The following is a 17,346-nucleotide window of genomic DNA, read 5'->3' as shown; positions in this document are numbered from 1 at the left end:
TATTCCTGACGGGCTAACCCATCACAGACTGTTATTTTTTCTGCGCGTCTGCGGCCAGGGCTTCGAGACCGGTTTTGAACTCCTGAGCCAGCTCGGCCAGTTTTTTACCGTCCTCGATCATTTGCTGGCTGATCCGGTTCATGGTTTCCAACTGCTTGGAGCCACAGATAACCAGACTCTGCACGTCCTTGACCTGACTATTGGCCTGCAGTTGAGCCAGGCCGATATCTGCATACTGACGAGCCGCTTCCAGTTGCAGGTTGGTCAGGTCGGTAAAGTTCTTGGCGACCAGCTGATTGTATTTCAGCATGGGGCCAAAGGTTTTCTCAGTTTGATCGTTGAAGTTTTTGAAAATATCCGTGTACATGGTTGTTTCCTTTAATATGGTAATTGTTTTTCTCTGTCTGGGCAGGCCCGCTGCGTCAGACCCGCTTCAGTACCACCGCAGTACCCATACCGCCGCCCACACACAAGGACGCCAGGCCCAGGGTGCTGCCGCTGCGCTGCAGCTCATACAACAGGGTTACCAGGATACGGTTGCCAGATGCCCCCAACGGATGCCCCAGGGCAATGGCACCACCATTCATGTTGGTCTTGTCCAGCAGCGTCTGCTCGGCCACGTCATGTTTGGCAGACAGTTGCCTGACCACTCCCAGCGCCTGGCCGGCAAAGGCTTCATTAAGCTCCAGCCGCTCGATATCCGTCAGCTTGAGGCCAGCGCGGGTCAGCGCCTGGTCGATGGCAGGTACCGGACCCAGCCCCATGATTTCGGGGGCTATACCACCCTGGCCGTAGCTGATGACTTCCGCCAACGGGGTCAGGCCGTACTTTTCCACTGCCGACTGACTGGCCACGATAATGGCACTGCCGCCATCGTTGATGCCGGAGGCATTACCCGCCGTAACCGAACCGTCCGCCTTGAATGCCGGGCGCAGTTTGGCCAGGGTGTCAACCGTAGTACCGGCCTTGGGATATTCATCGGTATCGACGGTCAGGGTTTCCTTACGGGTCTTTACCTCGACCGGAACAATCTCGGCCTTGAAATTACCGGCGGCTATCGCCGCTACCGCTTTGGTTTGACTGGCAACGGCCAGCGCATCCTGCTCTTCGCGGCTGACGTTTTCCTGCGCGACCACGTTCTCGGCGGTCACCCCCATATGGTACTTGTTGAACACGTCGGTCAGGCCGTCGTTGATCAACAGATCGGTCAGGGCCATATCGCCCATTTTGTTACCACCACGCAGGTCGCCTTTTACGGTGAAAGGGATCTGCGACATATTTTCACAGCCGGCGGCGACCACCACCTCGGCGTCACCGGCCTTGATATGGGCACAGGCATCCATCAGGGTTTTCATGCCGCTGCCACACACCATGTTCAGGCTGTAAGCCGGGACACCCGCCGGAATACCGGCGGCCAGAGCCGCCTGGCGACCAACTCCCATCCCCTGGCCGGCACTCACCACATTACCCACGATGACTTCATTGACGTGTTCCGCCGCCAAGCCAGCCTGGGCCAAGGCCCCTTTAATGGCAATACCGGCCAGCTCGGCTGCCGGAACGGTTTTCAGCGCACCACAGAAACTGCCGATGGGGGTCCGTTTTGCAGCAACAATGTATACAGGTTCAGACATAAATAATGTTCACTCCATTGATGACAGGCCGAGGGGCCTTATTGCATGTACAAACCGCCGTTGACCGACAGGGTTTCACCGGTAATATAACCACCATATTCGCCGGCCAAATACAATACTGCACCAGCCACTTCTTCGGTGGTCGCGAGCCGCTTCATGGGAATAGTGGCTTTAATGGAGTCCAGCACATCCTCTCGGATGGCCGTGACCATGGGGGTAGCCGTGTAGCCGGGAGCAACGGCATTGACACAGACACCGAAACGCGCACCTTCGGCGGCCAGCGCCTTGGTGAAGCCGATCATGCCCGCCTTGGCGGCTGAGTAGTTAACCTGCCCGTACTGGCCTTTCAAGCCGTTGACGGAAGATATATTGATGATACGGCCACTGCCCTGTTCACACATCAGGTTGAATACCGGTTGGGTAACGCTGAACAGACTGTTGAGATTGGTGTCCATGACTTCCTGCCACTGCTGCCAGGACATCTTTTTGAAGGTCGCATCACGGGTAATGCCGGCGTTGTTGACCAGCACATCGATGCGGCCCAGCTCACGCAGGGTTTCACCCAGCACTTCATTCACCGCCTGATAGTCGCTCACATCCAATGCCAGCAATTGGATATCTTTATCGTCGAGCTTCTCTTGCTGTAGCCAGGCTGCTGCCTGCTGTTCTTTCCCCGGTCGGTGAGTTGCTATTACTTTGTATCCATTATCTACGAACAAACGACACACTTCTGTTCCAATTCCACCGGCAGCTCCGGTAACCAGCGCAATTTTTTTATCAGCCATTCAGTCCACTCCTTTGTTTTAGCAACTACTCGGGAAATCGGTGACAGACCGATTTCCCCCGGAATCACCTCTCTGCTATTAATTAAAGAGGCAATCCCCTACGACCATGGCACACTCATTTGGATTTGAACTACCGTGCTCATTAACTTTGAGTGCGTTTTGTTTACCAGTCCACTATAAGCTTATTTTTATGACAAATAAATTAACTTTAACCGTTTTTTTGGTTAAATGTGACCGGCTAAAATCAGGCACTACAGAGCCCCGGTGACAACAGGCTAAAAAACCAATAATCAGGCAAAATGCAGTTTTAAACTTCAAGCAACAAACAAAAAATCCTATTTTTAATATATACATAGCAAAGGACCCTGGCTATGAGGTCGCCGGTATCTCTGCCAAGCCGTAATGAAACATGGCCGTTTTTCCTACACCAGGATAAAATAAAATAACCAGCCACAGTTGATGATAACAATATATTTACACCAATAGATTTCTTGCTCAAACTCTGTTTTATTATGGTGCAATATCCATTCACCATTTTTAATATCGAACTAAACCTGTGTCAGTTAAATAGCTGTTCCGAATGGTAGATCAATCAAGACAGCCGGCGGTGTACCGCCAAGCAGACCCTCCGCACCGAAAACGAGCAAGCTCAAAATGCAATAGCTCCTCGGCATCCATCAAGCTTAGCCCCAGTGCGTTCTCCCCGCCACGGCATGCCAACGTCATCCCCGCAACCTGTGCCCTTGTCTTCTGCCGAGGGGACCGACCAGCATCGGGACAACGGAACGGACCGCGCTCCCTCCGACAGGGCAAGTTGGTCGGATTATCGCTGTACCAATCCGCTGACCGTGGCCGAAACGCCGCCTCCCCCAGGGGGGTCTGCCTGTGGCAGCAATACCGCGACACACCGTAGGGGCCAGTTGGTGCAGAAAACAGCCGTTATTGCACATTCTTAGAGCAAACAGCCTGATTTCTTTGAGAAAGCGGCTTTCTGTGTTGACAGTCCAGAAGACAGCCATTAACATGCGCCTCGCATTCAAGGATGCCTCTTCCCCCTTAGTTCAGTCGGTAGAACGGCGGACTGTTAATCCGTATGTCGCTGGTTCAAGTCCAGCAGGGGGAGCCAGTTTAAAAAAGTTGTTCCCCCTTAGTTCAGTCGGTAGAACGGCGGACTGTTAATCCGTATGTCGCTGGTTCAAGTCCAGCAGGGGGAGCCAGTTTCAAAAGTTGTTCCCCCTTAGTTCAGTCGGTAGAACGGCGGACTGTTAATCCGTATGTCGCTGGTTCAAGTCCAGCAGGGGGAGCCAGTTTCAAAAGTTGTTCCCCCTTAGTTCAGTCGGTAGAACGGCGGACTGTTAATCCGTATGTCGCTGGTTCAAGTCCAGCAGGGGGAGCCAATTTTCTTGTCTTTTCAGATGCTTTGGCCCATCATGAGCCAGTAAGCATTCTATCCTCATGCTATGCCTTTCAATCCTGTTGTCCCGTCTCTGCAAGGATGGTGGTTATGCGGGAAACTCGCCCTTTCGGTCAGGTACTGCTGCTGGCAGGCTTCATCTTTATCCTGCTGAGCATATTGTTACCCTGGTGGGCCAGCTATCGCTCGCTGACACACCAAGAACAGCAGATCCACGATCGTGTTGCTCTTTCCCTGTTCTCGGAAGACCCCGCATCCCTGTTGCCTGGTGTCGCCGAACTGTCCACAGGACAACCACTGACCGCGGGAACGCAAGCTTGGTGGTTTGGACAGGCTGCCGCCAACCATCAACAGATGATTGAGCAAATCCCCGTGTTTTATCGTCTCGATACTCGCCCGGCCACGGTGCAATGGCTGCTGCTTTCCGTGCCGCTGACCCTGACCGGCCTGCTGATCTTTGGTGGCCTGTACCTGCGCTGGGGCAAGGAGAGCCACGAAAAAGAGCAGTACTTCCAATCGCTGCTGCTCGATCCGGATCTGGGGCGGATCGGCAGCCATGACCCGGTAGAGCAAGGTATCATCAGCTTGCATCAAAGTTACAAAAGCCAGATAGACAGCCTCCAGCAACAACTCAGCGAAGCGCATCAGCAAAGCCATCAGGACAGCCTGACCAACCTTGGCAACCGTTATGCGTTCCGTCGCGATCTTACCCTGATGCTGACCGACGACGACAAACTCGCCACCGCCACCCTGATGATAGTACGGGCCAGTGCCCTGCAGGATACCAATAACCGCCTGGGTTTTCAGGCCGGCGACCAGTATCTGCTGGACATCGTCAAACTGGTGCGCAAGGCCATACAGCCGCTGCTGGGCGCCAGGGCCTACCGGATAAGCGGTACCGATATCGCCGTGCTGACCAAGGGACAATGTGAACCCCTGTCCCAGAGTCTGGGCACCCAGCTGCGTCAGGATCTGCATCATTACCAGCAGGTGCATGAACTGGATTGTGCCGCCTATATCGGTTTCACCCAGCTGTTGCCGGGGCAATCTCCAGAGCAGGTACTGATCAGGGCCGACTCTGCCCTGGCCCAGGCCCAGGGGGGCGAACCCAATGGCTGGCGTATCGTGCTCAAGAACCAGGACGATGAAGACATGGGCGAAAGCCAGTGGCGTCAACGGCTGCAGACCATGCTGGATGAAGACAGGATCCAGCTGCTGGTGCAGCCGGTGCAGATCCGCAGGCCCGCCATGTCAGGCTATAACGAAATCTACGCACACTTCCCCAATGACGATGGCGGCTATTACCCCACCACTACGGTATTTACCATGCTGCAGCGACTCGACCTGTCCATGCTGTTCGAGCAGAAAATCATTGAGATGACCCTGCGCCAGATCGCCCAAAAGGACATACCTGCCCAGCGCTGGGCGATCAACCTGGCGCCGGCCAGCCTACTGCAGAACTCGTTTCTTATCTGGCTGGAACGGGTGTTACTGCGCGATACGAATATCACCTCCAGCCTGGTATTTGAACTGGATGAACATGTACTGGTACATCAACTGGTTGCCGGTAAGCGGCTGCTAGACATGATTCGCCGTAGCGGTGCCCGTTCGGCGGTCAGCAAATTCGGCCACGGCTATGGATCTTTCCGTTTGCTGAAAGAGGTCAAGCCCGATTATATCAAGCTCGATGCCCAGTTGGTCAGGCATCTGGAAGAGGACAGCACCAGCCAGCAATTCGTGCGTATGATAGTGGATCTGGCCCAGCGCATCGGCTGTCATGTGATTGCCGAAGGAGTAGAAACCAGCGAGCAAAAACGGGTACTGGAAACCATGCATGTCGACGGCATCCAAGGTTACCTGGTGGCCAGACCCACCGACCTGACGACCTTCAGGGGACGGGCGATTTGAGCCGGAGCAGATAGTTGATCAGCTCTCCCAGGTGGCGATAGCGCTTGATTTCATCCGGACTGTAGCGGGTCGACATGGTGGACGGATTATGGCGGTGTTTCAGGTAGCGCATGATCTGCAGCCGGTTAAAGCCGCCAACCTGGTATACCAGCTCCAGCAGCTTTTTCAGCTGTTCCGAGTCCAGGCCGCATTGCTCGGCATAGCCCGGGTCGAGGGGGGTCTTTATCTCCGTCTCGACCTGGGCCAGGCGCCCTGCTTCCTGCAGATACTCCAGCCATTGCTCCACATACATGGGTTTGGTGCCGGACAGCAGCTCAAAGAAACCGTTTCCGGAGCGGCAACCAGACAGCAGCAGTACGGCCAGCGCATCGCTGTTACAGGAAAAGTCGACGTCTCCCTGCTCGCTCCAGTCCAGCGCCTGAAGGCGTATTTCGGCCCGACCACCCTGCCCGTCTTGCACCTTGAAAATAAACACACCGTCTCCGTAATAGCGGCAAACCTTCATCTTGGCGTAATCTCTGCGGTGAGTCAAAGCCAGGCTTCACAGCCTACCCGTATGGGTGTAAGGTCTGGCTTCACGAACCGCGCCACCACTGGAGTGAATTGATGATGCCCAATAAGGAAGTTACCTACACTATTTCTGAATTGGCCGATGAATTTGATATTACTCCCCGCACCCTGCGCCACTACGAAGACCTGGGGCTGCTGACTCCCAGGCGAAAGGGCAGTACCCGTATCTACAGTCATAAGGACCGAATCCGGCTGGCCCTGACAGTACGAGGCAAGCGCCTGGGGTTCAGCCTGGCGGAAATGCGCGAATTGTTTGAGCTCTACGATGCCGAGCACAGCTCCCGCCCCCAACTGCACTCCATGATTGCCATGATCGCGGAAAAACGCGCCAGCCTGCAGCAACAGCAGCAGGATATCCAGAAAGTACTGGCCGAACTGGATGCCGCCGATATCAAGGCACGGGAAGCGCTGGAGAAGATAAAGCATCACTGAGGCCCGCAGGCCTCAGTGAACGGGATCAGGACTGGCTGATACCGGCCAGCTTGTCGAAGTAGTCCGGGAAGGTTTTGGAAGTACACTTGGGATCCAGGATCACTACCGGGGTGTCGCTCAGGGCTACCAGCGAGAAGCACATGGCGATGCGGTGATCGTTATAGGTGGCGATCTCCGCCTCCTGCAACCGTGCCGCCGGTGTCACCACCAGATAGTCTTCTCCTTCCTCCACCTCAACCCCGAGCTTGCGCAGCTCGGTAGCCATGGCGTAGAGCCGGTCGGTTTCCTTGACCCGCCAGTTATAGATATTGCTGATGCGGGTAACCCCCTCAGCAAACAGCGCGGTGGTGGCAATGGTCATGGCCGCATCGGGGATATGGTTCATGTCCATGTCCACCGCCTTCAGCGGTGCCACATGCTCCGCCTCGATAAAATCACTCCCCCAGGTAATGCGCGCGCCCATGGCCTCCAGCACATCGGCGAAGCGGATATCGCCCTGGATGCTGTCGCGACCGATACCGGTCACCCGCACCTTGCCCTTGATGGCACCGGCCGCCAGGAAGTAGGAGGCGGAAGACGCATCACCTTCCACCAGGAAAGTCCCCGGCGACTGGTAACTCTGATTACCCTGGATATAGAAGGTCTGGTAGTTGTCATGCTCCACCGTCACTCCGAACTGCTTCATGATATGCAGGGTAATGTCGATATAGGGTTTGGAGACCAGCTCCCCCTTGATATGGATGCGGGTATCGCCCGATGCCATGGGCGCGGCCATCAGGAAGGCGGTAAGAAACTGGCTGGAAACCGAGCCGTCGATATGGACATCACCGCCCCACAGCCCCTTGCCATTGATGAATACCGGCGGGTAGCCGTCGGTCTTGAGATAGCTGACATCGGCGCCGGCTTCGCGCAAGGCATCCACCAGATGACCGATGGGTCGTTCCCACATGCGCGGCTCCCCGGTGAGGGTAAACTCGCCGGTACCCAGGCACAGGGCGGCACACAAGGGGCGCATGGCAGTGCCCGCATTACCGAGAAACAGCGACACCGGCTCACTGACGCTGAAGGCCCGGCCCAGCCCATGGACCACGCACTCGGTCTTGTCTTCTGACAGCTCGTACTGGACCCCCAGGGTCTTGAGGGCGTCCAGCATGTAACGGATGTCGTCACTGTCGAGCAGATTGGTCAGGCGGGTCGTGCCCTGGGCCAGAGCCGCGAGCAACAATGCGCGGTTTGAGACTGACTTGGAGCCGGGCAGGTTAACAGTGCCCTCCACCCGGGCAATAGGCGATAACTTAAGGCGTTCCATATGATTCCTGGAGATTCGGGGTAAACAACAACAGAAGCTAACTAGACGTTAACAGGGCTGGTGCATCAGGGCAAGATAAACAAAAGGCCGGTGTGCGCCGGCCTTTTCATTACCTCATCACCTTGGCCAGCGCATCCATGCAGCGCTGGTTTTCATGCTCCAGCCCGATGCTGATACGCAGGCAGGTCGGCAGGCCGTAGCCGGCGATGGGACGCACGATAACGCCTTCCCGCAACAGCGCCTCATACACCGGCCCCGCGTCCTGTTGCAGATCCAGGGTAATGAAGTTGGCCCGGGAGGGGATACAGCGCAGCCCCCTCTCTTGGAAGAAAGCCTGGTAGCGTGCCATCTCCCGCCGGTTCAGCTCTACCGCCCGGTTGAGGTAGTCTTCGTCGTCCAGCGCCGCTTCCGCCGCCACCAGCGCCAGGCTGTTGCAGTTGAAAGGCTCGCGCACCCGGTTAAGCACCGCCACCAGTTCGGGATGGCAGACCATGTAGCCCACCCGCAAGCCGGCCAGGCCATAGGCCTTGGAGAAGGTGCGCGACACGATAAGGTTAGGGTACTCGGCCAGCCAGCCGATGGAGGGAATGCGTTCGCCTTCCGCCACATACTCGGTATAGGCTTCATCAAGAACCACCAGTACCTGGGCCGGTACCTTGTCCATAAAGGCCTTGAGTTCGGCCGCACCGACGAAGGTGCCGGTCGGGTTATTGGGGTTGGTGATGCATACCAGCCTGGTGGCCGGGGTGATGGCCGCCGCCATGGCCTCGAGATCATGGCCGAAATCGGACGCCGGCACCACCACCGCCTCGGCGCCGTGGGCCTGGGTCGCCAGGGCATAGACGATAAAGGTGTATTGGGAATACACCACCTGCTGCCCGGAGGAAACGAAGGTGTGAAACACCAGATCGATAAGCTCGTTGGAGCCGTTGCCCAGGATCAGTTGGCCGGCGTCCACTCCCAGTTTTTGCGCCAGCTTGGCCTTCAGGGCGAAACCATTGGCATCCGGGTAACGCGCCAGTTCCGGCAGGGCCCGTTCGATGGCGGAGCGGGCCTTGGAACCCAGCCCCAGGGGATTTTCGTTGGATGCCAGTTTCACGCTGTTGCTGATACCGAGCTCACGCTCCAGCTCTTCCACCGGCTTGCCCGGCTGGTAAGGGTGCAGCCCTTCCACCCCGGGGTTGGCCAGGGCCAGAAAACGATTGGTCACCTTTCCTCCTCAGCCGTGTTGCTTGGCAAACTTGTCCATAAAGGCGACCAGTGCCTGTACCCCTTCGATGGGCATGGCGTTGTACAGGCTGGCGCGCATGCCGCCCACGATGCGGTGGCCCTTGAGCGCCAGCAGGCCTGCGGCCTTGGCTTCCCTCAGGAAGGCCTCGTTCAGGCTGTCGTCCTTCAACTGGAAGGGAATGTTCATCCAGGAACGGGCACTGGGATGTACTTCGTTGCGATAAAAGTCGCTGGCATCCACATAGCTGTACAGCAGTTCGGCCTTGGCCTTGTTGCGCTCGCCCATGGCTTCCAGGCCACCCTGTGCCTTCAGCCACTGGAACACCAGGCCGGCCAAGTACCAGGCGTAGGTGGGCGGGGTGTTGAGCATGGAATCGGCCTTGGCCATGGCGGCGTAGTCCAGGATCGCCGGCACCTGGGGGCAAGCCTGGCTGAGCAGGTCTTCGCGCACGATGACCACCGCCAGCCCGGAGGGGCCGATGTTCTTCTGGGCACCGGCATAGATGAGGCCGAACCTGGTCACGTCGATGGGCCGGGAGAGGATGGTGGAGGACATGTCCGCCACCAGGGGTACATCGCCGGTCTCGGGAACAAAGTGGTATTCCAGGCCTTCGATGGTTTCATTCGGGCAGTAATGCACGTAGGCGGCGGTGGAGTCCAGGGCCCAGCTGGTGGCCAGGCCCTGGCGGCCATCCTCGGCAGCCTGCAACCCTTCCAGTACCCGCACATCACCCACTTTTTCGGCTTCCGACACTGCGGACTTGGACCATTGGCCGGTGGTGATATAGTCGGCCTTGGCGTTGATGCCCATCAGGTTGAGCGCCACGGCGGCAAATTGGCCGCGACCACCGCCCTGCAGGAACAGGACCTTGTAATTGTCGGGGATCTGCATCAGATCCCGCAGGTCCTGCTCGGCCTGGGCCGCCACCGCCATGTAATCGGCCCCACGGTGGCTCAGCTCCATCACCGACACACCCAGGCCGTGAAAGTCACGGAACTCGGCCTGGGCCTGTTTCATTACCTCTACCGGCAGCATGGCCGGGCCTGCGCTGAAGTTATAAACCATTTTCTCCATTTTCCCTGGGTTACCCTCATTGAAACAAAGTGGCAAAAGCGATTGCAGCCGGAAGGCGTCGTAGCCGTCCCTCCAGCCATTTCCGCTTTCTTGATTACTAGCTTTTACACGGCGGCGGGGCGCCGAGTCAAAATGATTTTTCGGCCAGGCCTTCGCCTGAACAAAAGGGGCCCAAAGGCCCCTTCCTGACTTACTCCTCGGCCACGCCGTCCTGGCCTTCGGCCAGTTCATCGTCCTCGGTTTCCTCGATACGCTGCAGGCCGACCACCTGTTCGTCCTCTCCGGTGCGGATAAGACGGACACCGGCGGTATTGCGGCTGATCAGGCTGACTTCGGATACCCGGGTACGTACCAGGGTACCGCCGTTGGTGATCAGCATGATCTCGTTGTTTTCATCCACCTGGATGGCACCGACCACAGGGCCGTTGCGGTCACTGACCTTGATGGACATCACCCCCAGGGTGGCCCGGCTCTTGGTCGGGTATTCGTCCAGGGCGGTCCGTTTGCCGTAGCCGTTGGCGGTCGCGGTCAGGATGGCGCCATCACCGCGCGGCACGATAAGGGACACCACCTTGTCGCCCTCGGCCAGCCGGATGCCGCGCACCCCGGAGGCGGTACGGCCCATCGGGCGCACGCCCTTGAAGCTGCCCGCGCCGGCGGCGTCTTCACCCTGCTCGTCTCCCTCTTCGGCTTCCTCGGCATCGGCACGGCCGCTGCCTTCGGCAAAACGCACCACCTTGCCGGCATCGGAAAACAGCATGATCTCGTTGCTGCCGTCGGTGATATCGACGCCAATCAACTCGTCGCCGTCTTTCAGATTGATGGCACGAATACCGGACGCCAGCGGCCGGCTAAAGGCCGACAGGCTGGTTTTCTTGACGGTACCGTCGGCGGTGGCAAAGAACACGTATTTGTCGTCGGCATACTCCTGCACCGGCAGTATGGCGGTAATGCGCTCGCCCTGGTCCAGCGGCAACAGGTTGACGATGGGGCGTCCACGCGCGGCGCGACTGGCTTCAGGCAACTGGTAGACCTTGAGCCAGTACACCTTGCCGGCGGTAGAGAAGCACAGGATGGTGTCGTGGGTATTGGCCACCAGCAAACGTTCGACGAAGTCTTCTTCCTTCATCCTGGTCGCCGACTTGCCACGTCCGCCCCGACGCTGGGCTTCATAATCGGTGAGCGGCTGATACTTCACGTAGCCCTGGTGAGACAGGGTTACCACCACGTCTTCCTGGGTGATCAGATCCTCGATATTGATCTCGGCACTGGAGGTGGTGATTTCGGTGCGGCGTTCATCACCAAACTGCACCTTGAGCGCCTCCAGTTCTTCGCGGATCACTTCCATCAAGCGGGCGGAGCTGTTCAGGATATGCAGCAATTCGGCGATCTGCTCGAGCAGCGCCTGGTATTCATCGAGGATTTTCTCGTGTTCAAGCCCGGTCAAACGGTGCAGGCGCAGATCCAGTATGGCCTGGGCCTGCTGCTCGGTCAGATAATAGTGCCCGTCACGGATACCGTATTCCGGCTCCAGCCACTCGGGGCGGGCGGCATCGTCACCGGCACGCTCCAGCATGGAAGACACATTACCCAGCTGCCAGCCCTGGGCCAGCAGACCGGCCTTGGCCTCGGCCGGCGTCGGCGAACGGCGGATCAGTTCGATAATGGGATCGATATTGGCCAGGGCGATGGCCAGGCCTTCCAGGATATGGGCCCGGTCGCGCGCCTTGCGCAACTCGAACACGGTACGACGGGTAACCACTTCCCGCCGGTGCTGAATAAAGCACTCCAGCATATCCTTCAGATTGAAGATACGCGGCTGATTGTTGTCCAGCGCCACCATGTTGATGCCGAACACCGTTTGCATCTGGGTCTGGGCATAGAGGTTGTTGAGTATCACCTCCCCCACTTCACCCCGACGGATTTCGATCACGATACGCATGCCGTCCTTGTCGGACTCGTCGCGCAGGGCGCTGATGCCCTCGATCCGTTTTTCCTTGACCAGCTCGGCGATTTTTTCAATCAACCGCGCCTTGTTCACCTGATAGGGCAACTCGGACACGATGATGGTTTCACGGCCGCTTTTCTCGTCGGTCTCTATCTCGGCCAGGGCGCGGACGTAGATTTTGCCACGGCCGGTACGATAGGCATCGAGGATGCCTGACTTGCCGTTGATGATGCCGCCGGTGGGAAAGTCCGGGCCCGGGATCAGCTCAATCAGTTGATCGATACTGATATGCTCGTCGTCGATCAGCGCCAGGCAGCCATCCACCACTTCATTGAGGTTATGGGGCGGGATATTGGTGGCCATGCCCACGGCGATACCGGAGGAACCGTTGACCAGCAGGTTGGGCACCTTGGTCGGCATCACCGCCGGTATCATCTCGGTACCGTCGTAGTTGGGCACCCAGTCGACGGTTTCCTTGTCCAGATCGGCCAGCAGTTCGTGGGCAATCTTGTCCATGCGCACTTCGGTATAACGCATGGCGGCGGCGGAATCGCCGTCCACCGAGCCGAAGTTGCCCTGGCCGTCGACCAGGGTGTAGCGCATGGAAAAATCCTGCGCCATCCGCACTATGGTGTCGTACACGGCGCTGTCACCGTGGGGGTGATATTTACCTATTACGTCACCCACCACACGGGCTGATTTCTTGTAGGGCTTGTTCCAGTCGTTGCCGAGCTCGTTCATGGCGAACAGCACGCGGCGATGCACCGGCTTCAAACCATCTCGCACATCCGGAAGCGCCCGCCCTACGATCACGCTCATGGCGTAATCCAGGTAGGAGCGTTTAAGCTCTTCCTCGATGTTTATCGGCATGATTTCTCGGGCCAGATCGGTCATAGCAAGCCTTGTCCCCAGTTTATTGATTATATGGCTTTGAAAAACGCGCCATTCTACCACAGTTCCGGCCCGACGGGAGCAGGGAAGCTGGCAGGGGACGGCCGCTTGGTTATAATGGCTCCTTCAGTTTGCCCGGCTTTAAGGCTTTGACCATGAACGTAGATCAACAGGAAATCGACAAATTCGAGGCCATGGCCTCCCGCTGGTGGGATCTGGAAGGCGACTTCAAGCCCCTGCACAAACTCAACCCCCTGCGCCTCGGCTGGATTGCCGACAAGGCCGGCGGCCTGTTCGGCAAACAGGTTATCGACATCGGCTGCGGCGGCGGCATCCTGAGCGAAAGCATGGCCCGGGAAGGCGCCGAGGTCACCGGGGTGGACATGGGCAAGGAGCCGCTGGCCGTGGCCCGGCTGCATGCTCTGGAAGCCGGGGTGAGCGTCAATTACCGTCAGGGCACTGCCGAACAGGTAGCCGCCGAACATCCCGGGCAGTTCGATCTGGTCACCTGCATGGAAATGCTGGAGCATGTGCCCGAACCGGCATCGGTGGTACAGGCTTGTGCATCGCTGGCCAAACCCGGTGCGACCCTGGTCTTTTCCACCATCAATCGTAATCCCAAGGCCTGGCTGCTGATGATAGGCGTGGCCGAGCACCTGATGAAGATGGTACCGAAAGGCACCCATGATCATCGCAAGTTCATTACCCCCGCCGAACTGTGTACTTATATAGAGCGGGCAGGCCTGGTGGTGAAGGACATCAGCGGTGTGGTCTATCATCCCCTTTCGGGCAGCTTCAAGCTGAGCCGGGACGCGGATGTCAACTACATGGTTCACGCCATCAAGCCGGAGTAAACCATGAACCTTAAAGCGGTGTTGTTTGACTTGGACGGCACCCTGCTGGACACGGCCGGCGACATGGGGGCCGCCGCCAATCATGTCATCACCGGCCTGGGGCTGCCCCCGCTCTCGGACGAAGTGCTGAGCTGCACCACCTCGGACGGCTCCTACGCCCTGCTCAGGGCTGGCATTCATCCCGAGCTTATCGCACAGCAGGGCCTGGAGCAGCTGCGCCGGCGGATGCTGGCCTTTTACGGCGAGAACCTCTGCCGCCGTACCCGCCCCTACGATGGCGTGCCGGAGCTGCTCGACTGGCTGAACCTGCGCCGCATTCCCTGGGGGGTGGTCACCAACAAGCCCGCCGCCCTGACCGTGCCGCTGCTGGCCGGCCTGCCCCTGTTCGCCGGTTGCGGCGTGACCGTCAGCGCCGATACCCTGCCGCAGAAGAAACCCCATCCGGCTCCCCTGCTGTTCGCCGCCGGGCAGTTGGCCGTGGCGGCAGAGCACTGCATCTATGTCGGCGATCACCGGCGGGATATCGAGGCCGGGCGGGCCGCGGGCATGGCCACCATGGTGGCCGCCTGGGGTTATATCTCCAGAGGCGAAGACCCGCACAGCTGGCAGGCGGACCTGGTTCTGGACTCGGTAAACAGCCTCGAAAACTGGCTGAGAGACGCATTCAGCACCGATTGATGAAAGATCCGGCGGGATCTCCAATCCCCTTTTTTTGCAAGCCAAATTTTTGAAAAAAAGTTTCCCGCCGGGCATAAATTCGCCAGCCGATGGCCAGCGCCAGACCCCCAACGGAGCAGAAGTTAGTGAGCGCAAACCCCAGTTCCCAAATCACAGATTATCCACAAGCTTTACCAGCCGCCGTCAGCTTGAGAATTGCAGGGTAACCCACTATATTGTGCCCATCCTCAATATCACAACTAGATGTTGTGCTTCCTCTGGCCATCAACCACACTATATAGGGTGGCTGGTTGCACGGGCTTTTTGCCGGAGCAGACACAACACCACTGGGAGAAGAACCGTCTCATGAATAAACATCTGCTGGTTACCAAACGTTCTGGCACCAAGGAGCCCATCGACCTGGACAAGATCCACCGGGTGATCACCTGGGCAGCCGAAGGCCTGGATAACGTCTCCGTATCCCAGGTGGAGCTGCGCTCCCATATCCAGTTCTACGACGGTATCCGCACCGAAGATATCCATGAGACCATCATCAAGGCCGCCGCCGATCTGATCTCCGAGCAGACGCCGGATTACCAGTATCTGGCCGCCCGCCTGGCCATGTTCCACCTGCGCAAAAAGGCCTACGGTCAATTCGAGCCGCCCCACTTCTACGATCACGTGGTCAGGCTCACCGAAATGGGCAAATACGACCAGCATATCCTGGCCGACTACAGCCGCGAGGAGCTCGAAGCCCTCAACGCCCATCTGAGCCATGAGCGCGACATGAACTTCTCTTATGCCGCGGTCAAGCAGCTCGAAGGCAAGTACCTGGTGCAGAACCGGGTGACCGGTGCCATCTACGAAAGCCCCCAGTTCCTGTACATGCTGGTTGCCGCCTGCCTGTTCTCCAAGTATCCCAAGGCAACCCGGCTGGGCTTTATCACCCGCTTCTATGACGCGGTGTCCCAGTTCAAGATTTCGTTGCCCACGCCCATCATGTCCGGCGTGCGCACCCCCACCCGTCAGTTCAGCTCCTGCGTGCTGATCGAGTGCGGCGACAGCCTGGATTCCATCAACGCCACCTCCGGCGCCATCGTCCGTTATGTGTCCCAGCGCGCCGGTATCGGCATCAACGCCGGTCGCATCCGGGCGCTCGGCAGCCCCATCCGTGGCGGTGAAGCCTTCCACACCGGCTGCATTCCCTTCTACAAGCACTTCCAGACCGCGGTCAAATGCTGCTCCCAGGGAGGCGTGCGCGGCGGGGCCGCCACCCTGTTCTACCCCCTGTGGCATCTGGAGGTGGAATCCCTGCTGGTACTGAAGAACAACCGCGGAGTGGAGGAAAACCGGGTCCGCCACATGGATTACGGCGTGCAGATCAACCGGCTGATGTACCAGCGCCTGATCAAGGGTGGCGATATCACCCTGTTCAGCCCCTCCGACGTACCCGGTCTGTACGATGCCTTCTTCGAAGACCAGGCCCGTTTCGAGGCGCTGTACGAGCAATACGAGCAGGACCCGTCCATCCGCAAGCGCACCGTCAAGGCGCTGGAGCTGTTCTCGCTGATGATGCAGGAGCGGGCCGGCACCGGCCGTATCTACATCCAGAACGTGGATCACTGCAACACCCACAGCCCCTTCGATCCGAGTGTGGCGCCGGTACGCCAGAGCAACCTGTGCCTGGAAATCGCCCTGCCCACCAAGCCGCTGATGGACATCAACGACGAGAACGGCGAAATCGCGCTCTGTACCCTGTCCGCCTTCAACCTGGGCGCCATCGACAGCCTGGATGACCTGGAAGAACTGGCGGAGCTGGCGGTACGCGCCCTGGACGCCCTGCTCGACTACCAGGACTACCCGCTGCTGGCCGCCCACAAAGGCTCCATGAACCGCCGTACCCTGGGGATAGGCGTGATCAACTACGCCTACTACCTGGCCAAGCACGGTGCCCGTTATTCCGACGGCAGCGCCATCGGCCTGACCCACAAGACCTTCGAAGCCATCCAGTACCATCTGCTGAAGGCCTCGGTGAAACTGGCCAGGGAATTCGGCCCCTGCCCGGCCTTCAACGAGACCACCTACGCCCAGGGCGTGCTGCCGATCGACACCTACAAGAAAGATCTGGATGGTATCTGTCAGGAGCCGCTGCACCTGGACTGGGAAAGCCTGCGCGAAGAGATCAAGACCGTGGGCCTGCGCAACAGCACCCTGACCGCGCTGATGCCCTCCGAGACCTCGAGCCAGATCTCCAACGCCACCAACGGCATCGAGCCGCCCCGCGGCCTGGTGTCGGTCAAGGCCTCCAAGGACGGCATCCTCAAACAGGTGGTGCCCGAGTACGAGCGGCTCAAGGGCCAGTACGAGCTGCTGTGGCAGATGCCGTCCAACGATGGCTACCTGCAACTGGTGGGCGTGATGCAGAAATTCGTGGATCAGGCCATTTCCGCCAACACCAACTACGATCCGTCCCGCTTCGAGGGCGGCCGGGTACCGATGAAGCAGCTGCTGAAAGACCTGCTCACCGCCTACAAGTTCGGGCTCAAGACCCTGTATTACCACAACACCCGTGATGGCGCCGATGACGCCCAGCACGATCTGCAGGACGACGGCTGTGCCGGCGGCGCCTGTAAAATCTAAGT

At 58.5% G+C, this 17,346-nt stretch carries 13 protein-coding genes and 4 tRNA genes; 9 read left to right on the top strand and 8 right to left on the bottom strand.

From position 1 onward, the window contains the following. Window positions 1-31 precede the first annotated feature (31 nt). Genes ACEVBK_RS07825 through phbB form a run of 3 tightly spaced genes read right to left on the bottom strand, consistent with a single transcriptional unit; the run spans window position 32 to window position 2,416 of the window. Window positions 32-367 carry a phasin family protein gene (locus tag ACEVBK_RS07825; RefSeq protein ID WP_375058046.1) on the bottom strand — a complete coding sequence of 112 codons (336 nt, stop codon included), beginning with the start codon at window positions 365-367 and terminating at the stop codon, window positions 32-34. A 55-nt stretch (window positions 368-422) separates the two neighbouring features. Continuing rightward, complete coding sequence (locus ACEVBK_RS07820; RefSeq protein ID WP_375058045.1) at window positions 423-1,631, bottom strand: acetyl-CoA C-acetyltransferase; 1,209 nt, start codon at window positions 1,629-1,631, stop codon at window positions 423-425. A 38-nt stretch (window positions 1,632-1,669) separates the two neighbouring features. Next, entirely contained in the window at window positions 1,670-2,416 is a 747-nt protein-coding gene (gene phbB / locus ACEVBK_RS07815) for an acetoacetyl-CoA reductase (RefSeq protein WP_375058043.1), read from the bottom strand. Between the two features lie 1,050 nt (window positions 2,417-3,466). On the opposite strand from phbB, the gene ACEVBK_RS07810 reads away from it, so the two are divergent. The 5 genes from ACEVBK_RS07810 to ACEVBK_RS07790 all read left to right on the top strand — a co-directional run bounded on the left by ACEVBK_RS07810 (window position 3,467) and on the right by ACEVBK_RS07790 (window position 5,738). Continuing rightward, window positions 3,467-3,542 (top strand) — tRNA-Asn (locus ACEVBK_RS07810). A 15-nt stretch (window positions 3,543-3,557) separates the two neighbouring features. After that, window positions 3,558-3,633 (top strand) — tRNA-Asn (locus tag ACEVBK_RS07805). Window positions 3,634-3,647: 14 nt separating this feature from the next. Further along, window positions 3,648-3,723 (top strand) — tRNA-Asn (locus ACEVBK_RS07800). Between the two features lie 14 nt (window positions 3,724-3,737). Continuing rightward, window positions 3,738-3,813: transfer RNA gene (locus ACEVBK_RS07795), tRNA-Asn, on the top strand. Window positions 3,814-3,920: 107 nt separating this feature from the next. Further along, the gene (locus ACEVBK_RS07790) at window positions 3,921-5,738 is read left to right on the top strand and encodes an EAL domain-containing protein (RefSeq protein WP_375058042.1); all 1,818 of its coding nucleotides are present in this window, start codon (window positions 3,921-3,923) and stop codon (window positions 5,736-5,738) included. On the opposite strand, the gene ACEVBK_RS07785 is transcribed toward ACEVBK_RS07790, so the two are convergent. Further along, window positions 5,719-6,213, bottom strand: a complete 495-nt coding sequence (locus ACEVBK_RS07785) for a hypothetical protein (RefSeq protein ID WP_375058041.1) — start codon at window positions 6,211-6,213, stop codon at window positions 5,719-5,721. The genes ACEVBK_RS07790 and ACEVBK_RS07785 overlap by 20 nt on opposite strands. Before the next feature lie 131 nt (window positions 6,214-6,344). Between ACEVBK_RS07785 and ACEVBK_RS07780 the strand changes: the two genes are divergently transcribed. Next, the gene (locus ACEVBK_RS07780) at window positions 6,345-6,740 is read left to right on the top strand and encodes a MerR family DNA-binding transcriptional regulator (protein WP_375058040.1); all 396 of its coding nucleotides are present in this window, start codon (window positions 6,345-6,347) and stop codon (window positions 6,738-6,740) included. A gap of 25 nt (window positions 6,741-6,765) precedes the next feature. Here ACEVBK_RS07780 and aroA read toward each other — a convergent pair whose 3' ends face one another. From aroA to gyrA, 4 genes are all read right to left on the bottom strand, one after another. Further along, window positions 6,766-8,049 carry a 3-phosphoshikimate 1-carboxyvinyltransferase gene (gene aroA / locus ACEVBK_RS07775; protein WP_375058039.1) on the bottom strand — a complete coding sequence of 428 codons (1,284 nt, stop codon included), beginning with the start codon at window positions 8,047-8,049 and terminating at the stop codon, window positions 6,766-6,768. Window positions 8,050-8,158: 109 nt separating this feature from the next. Then, window positions 8,159-9,259 (bottom strand): histidinol-phosphate transaminase, encoded by a 1,101-nt coding sequence (hisC, locus tag ACEVBK_RS07770; protein WP_375058038.1) that lies wholly within the window; start codon window positions 9,257-9,259, stop codon window positions 8,159-8,161. Between the two features lie 9 nt (window positions 9,260-9,268). Then, window positions 9,269-10,354 (bottom strand): 3-phosphoserine/phosphohydroxythreonine transaminase, encoded by a 1,086-nt coding sequence (gene serC, locus ACEVBK_RS07765; RefSeq protein ID WP_375058037.1) that lies wholly within the window; start codon window positions 10,352-10,354, stop codon window positions 9,269-9,271. 190 nt (window positions 10,355-10,544) lie between these two features. Next, complete coding sequence (gene gyrA, locus ACEVBK_RS07760) at window positions 10,545-13,196, bottom strand: DNA topoisomerase (ATP-hydrolyzing) subunit A (protein ID WP_375058036.1); 2,652 nt, start codon at window positions 13,194-13,196, stop codon at window positions 10,545-10,547. Between the two features lie 152 nt (window positions 13,197-13,348). Between gyrA and ubiG the strand changes: the two genes are divergently transcribed. The 3 genes from ubiG to nrdA all read left to right on the top strand — a co-directional run bounded on the left by ubiG (window position 13,349) and on the right by nrdA (window position 17,344). After that, on the top strand, window positions 13,349-14,047 hold the full coding sequence (gene ubiG, locus ACEVBK_RS07755; protein WP_375058034.1) for a bifunctional 2-polyprenyl-6-hydroxyphenol methylase/3-demethylubiquinol 3-O-methyltransferase UbiG: 699 nt from the start codon (window positions 13,349-13,351) through the stop codon (window positions 14,045-14,047). A 3-nt stretch (window positions 14,048-14,050) separates the two neighbouring features. Further along, entirely contained in the window at window positions 14,051-14,725 is a 675-nt protein-coding gene (locus tag ACEVBK_RS07750; protein ID WP_375058033.1) for an HAD-IA family hydrolase, read from the top strand. Window positions 14,726-15,070: 345 nt separating this feature from the next. Beyond that, window positions 15,071-17,344, top strand: a complete 2,274-nt coding sequence (gene nrdA, locus ACEVBK_RS07745; RefSeq protein WP_375058032.1) for a class 1a ribonucleoside-diphosphate reductase subunit alpha — start codon at window positions 15,071-15,073, stop codon at window positions 17,342-17,344. Window positions 17,345-17,346 lie beyond the last annotated feature (2 nt).

The organism is Zobellella sp. DQSA1, assembly GCF_041950555.1.
Classification (GTDB): domain Bacteria; phylum Pseudomonadota; class Gammaproteobacteria; order Enterobacterales; family Aeromonadaceae; genus Oceanimonas.
Note: the sequence above shows the minus strand (reverse complement) of the source record. Positions and strands in the feature narration are given on the sequence as shown.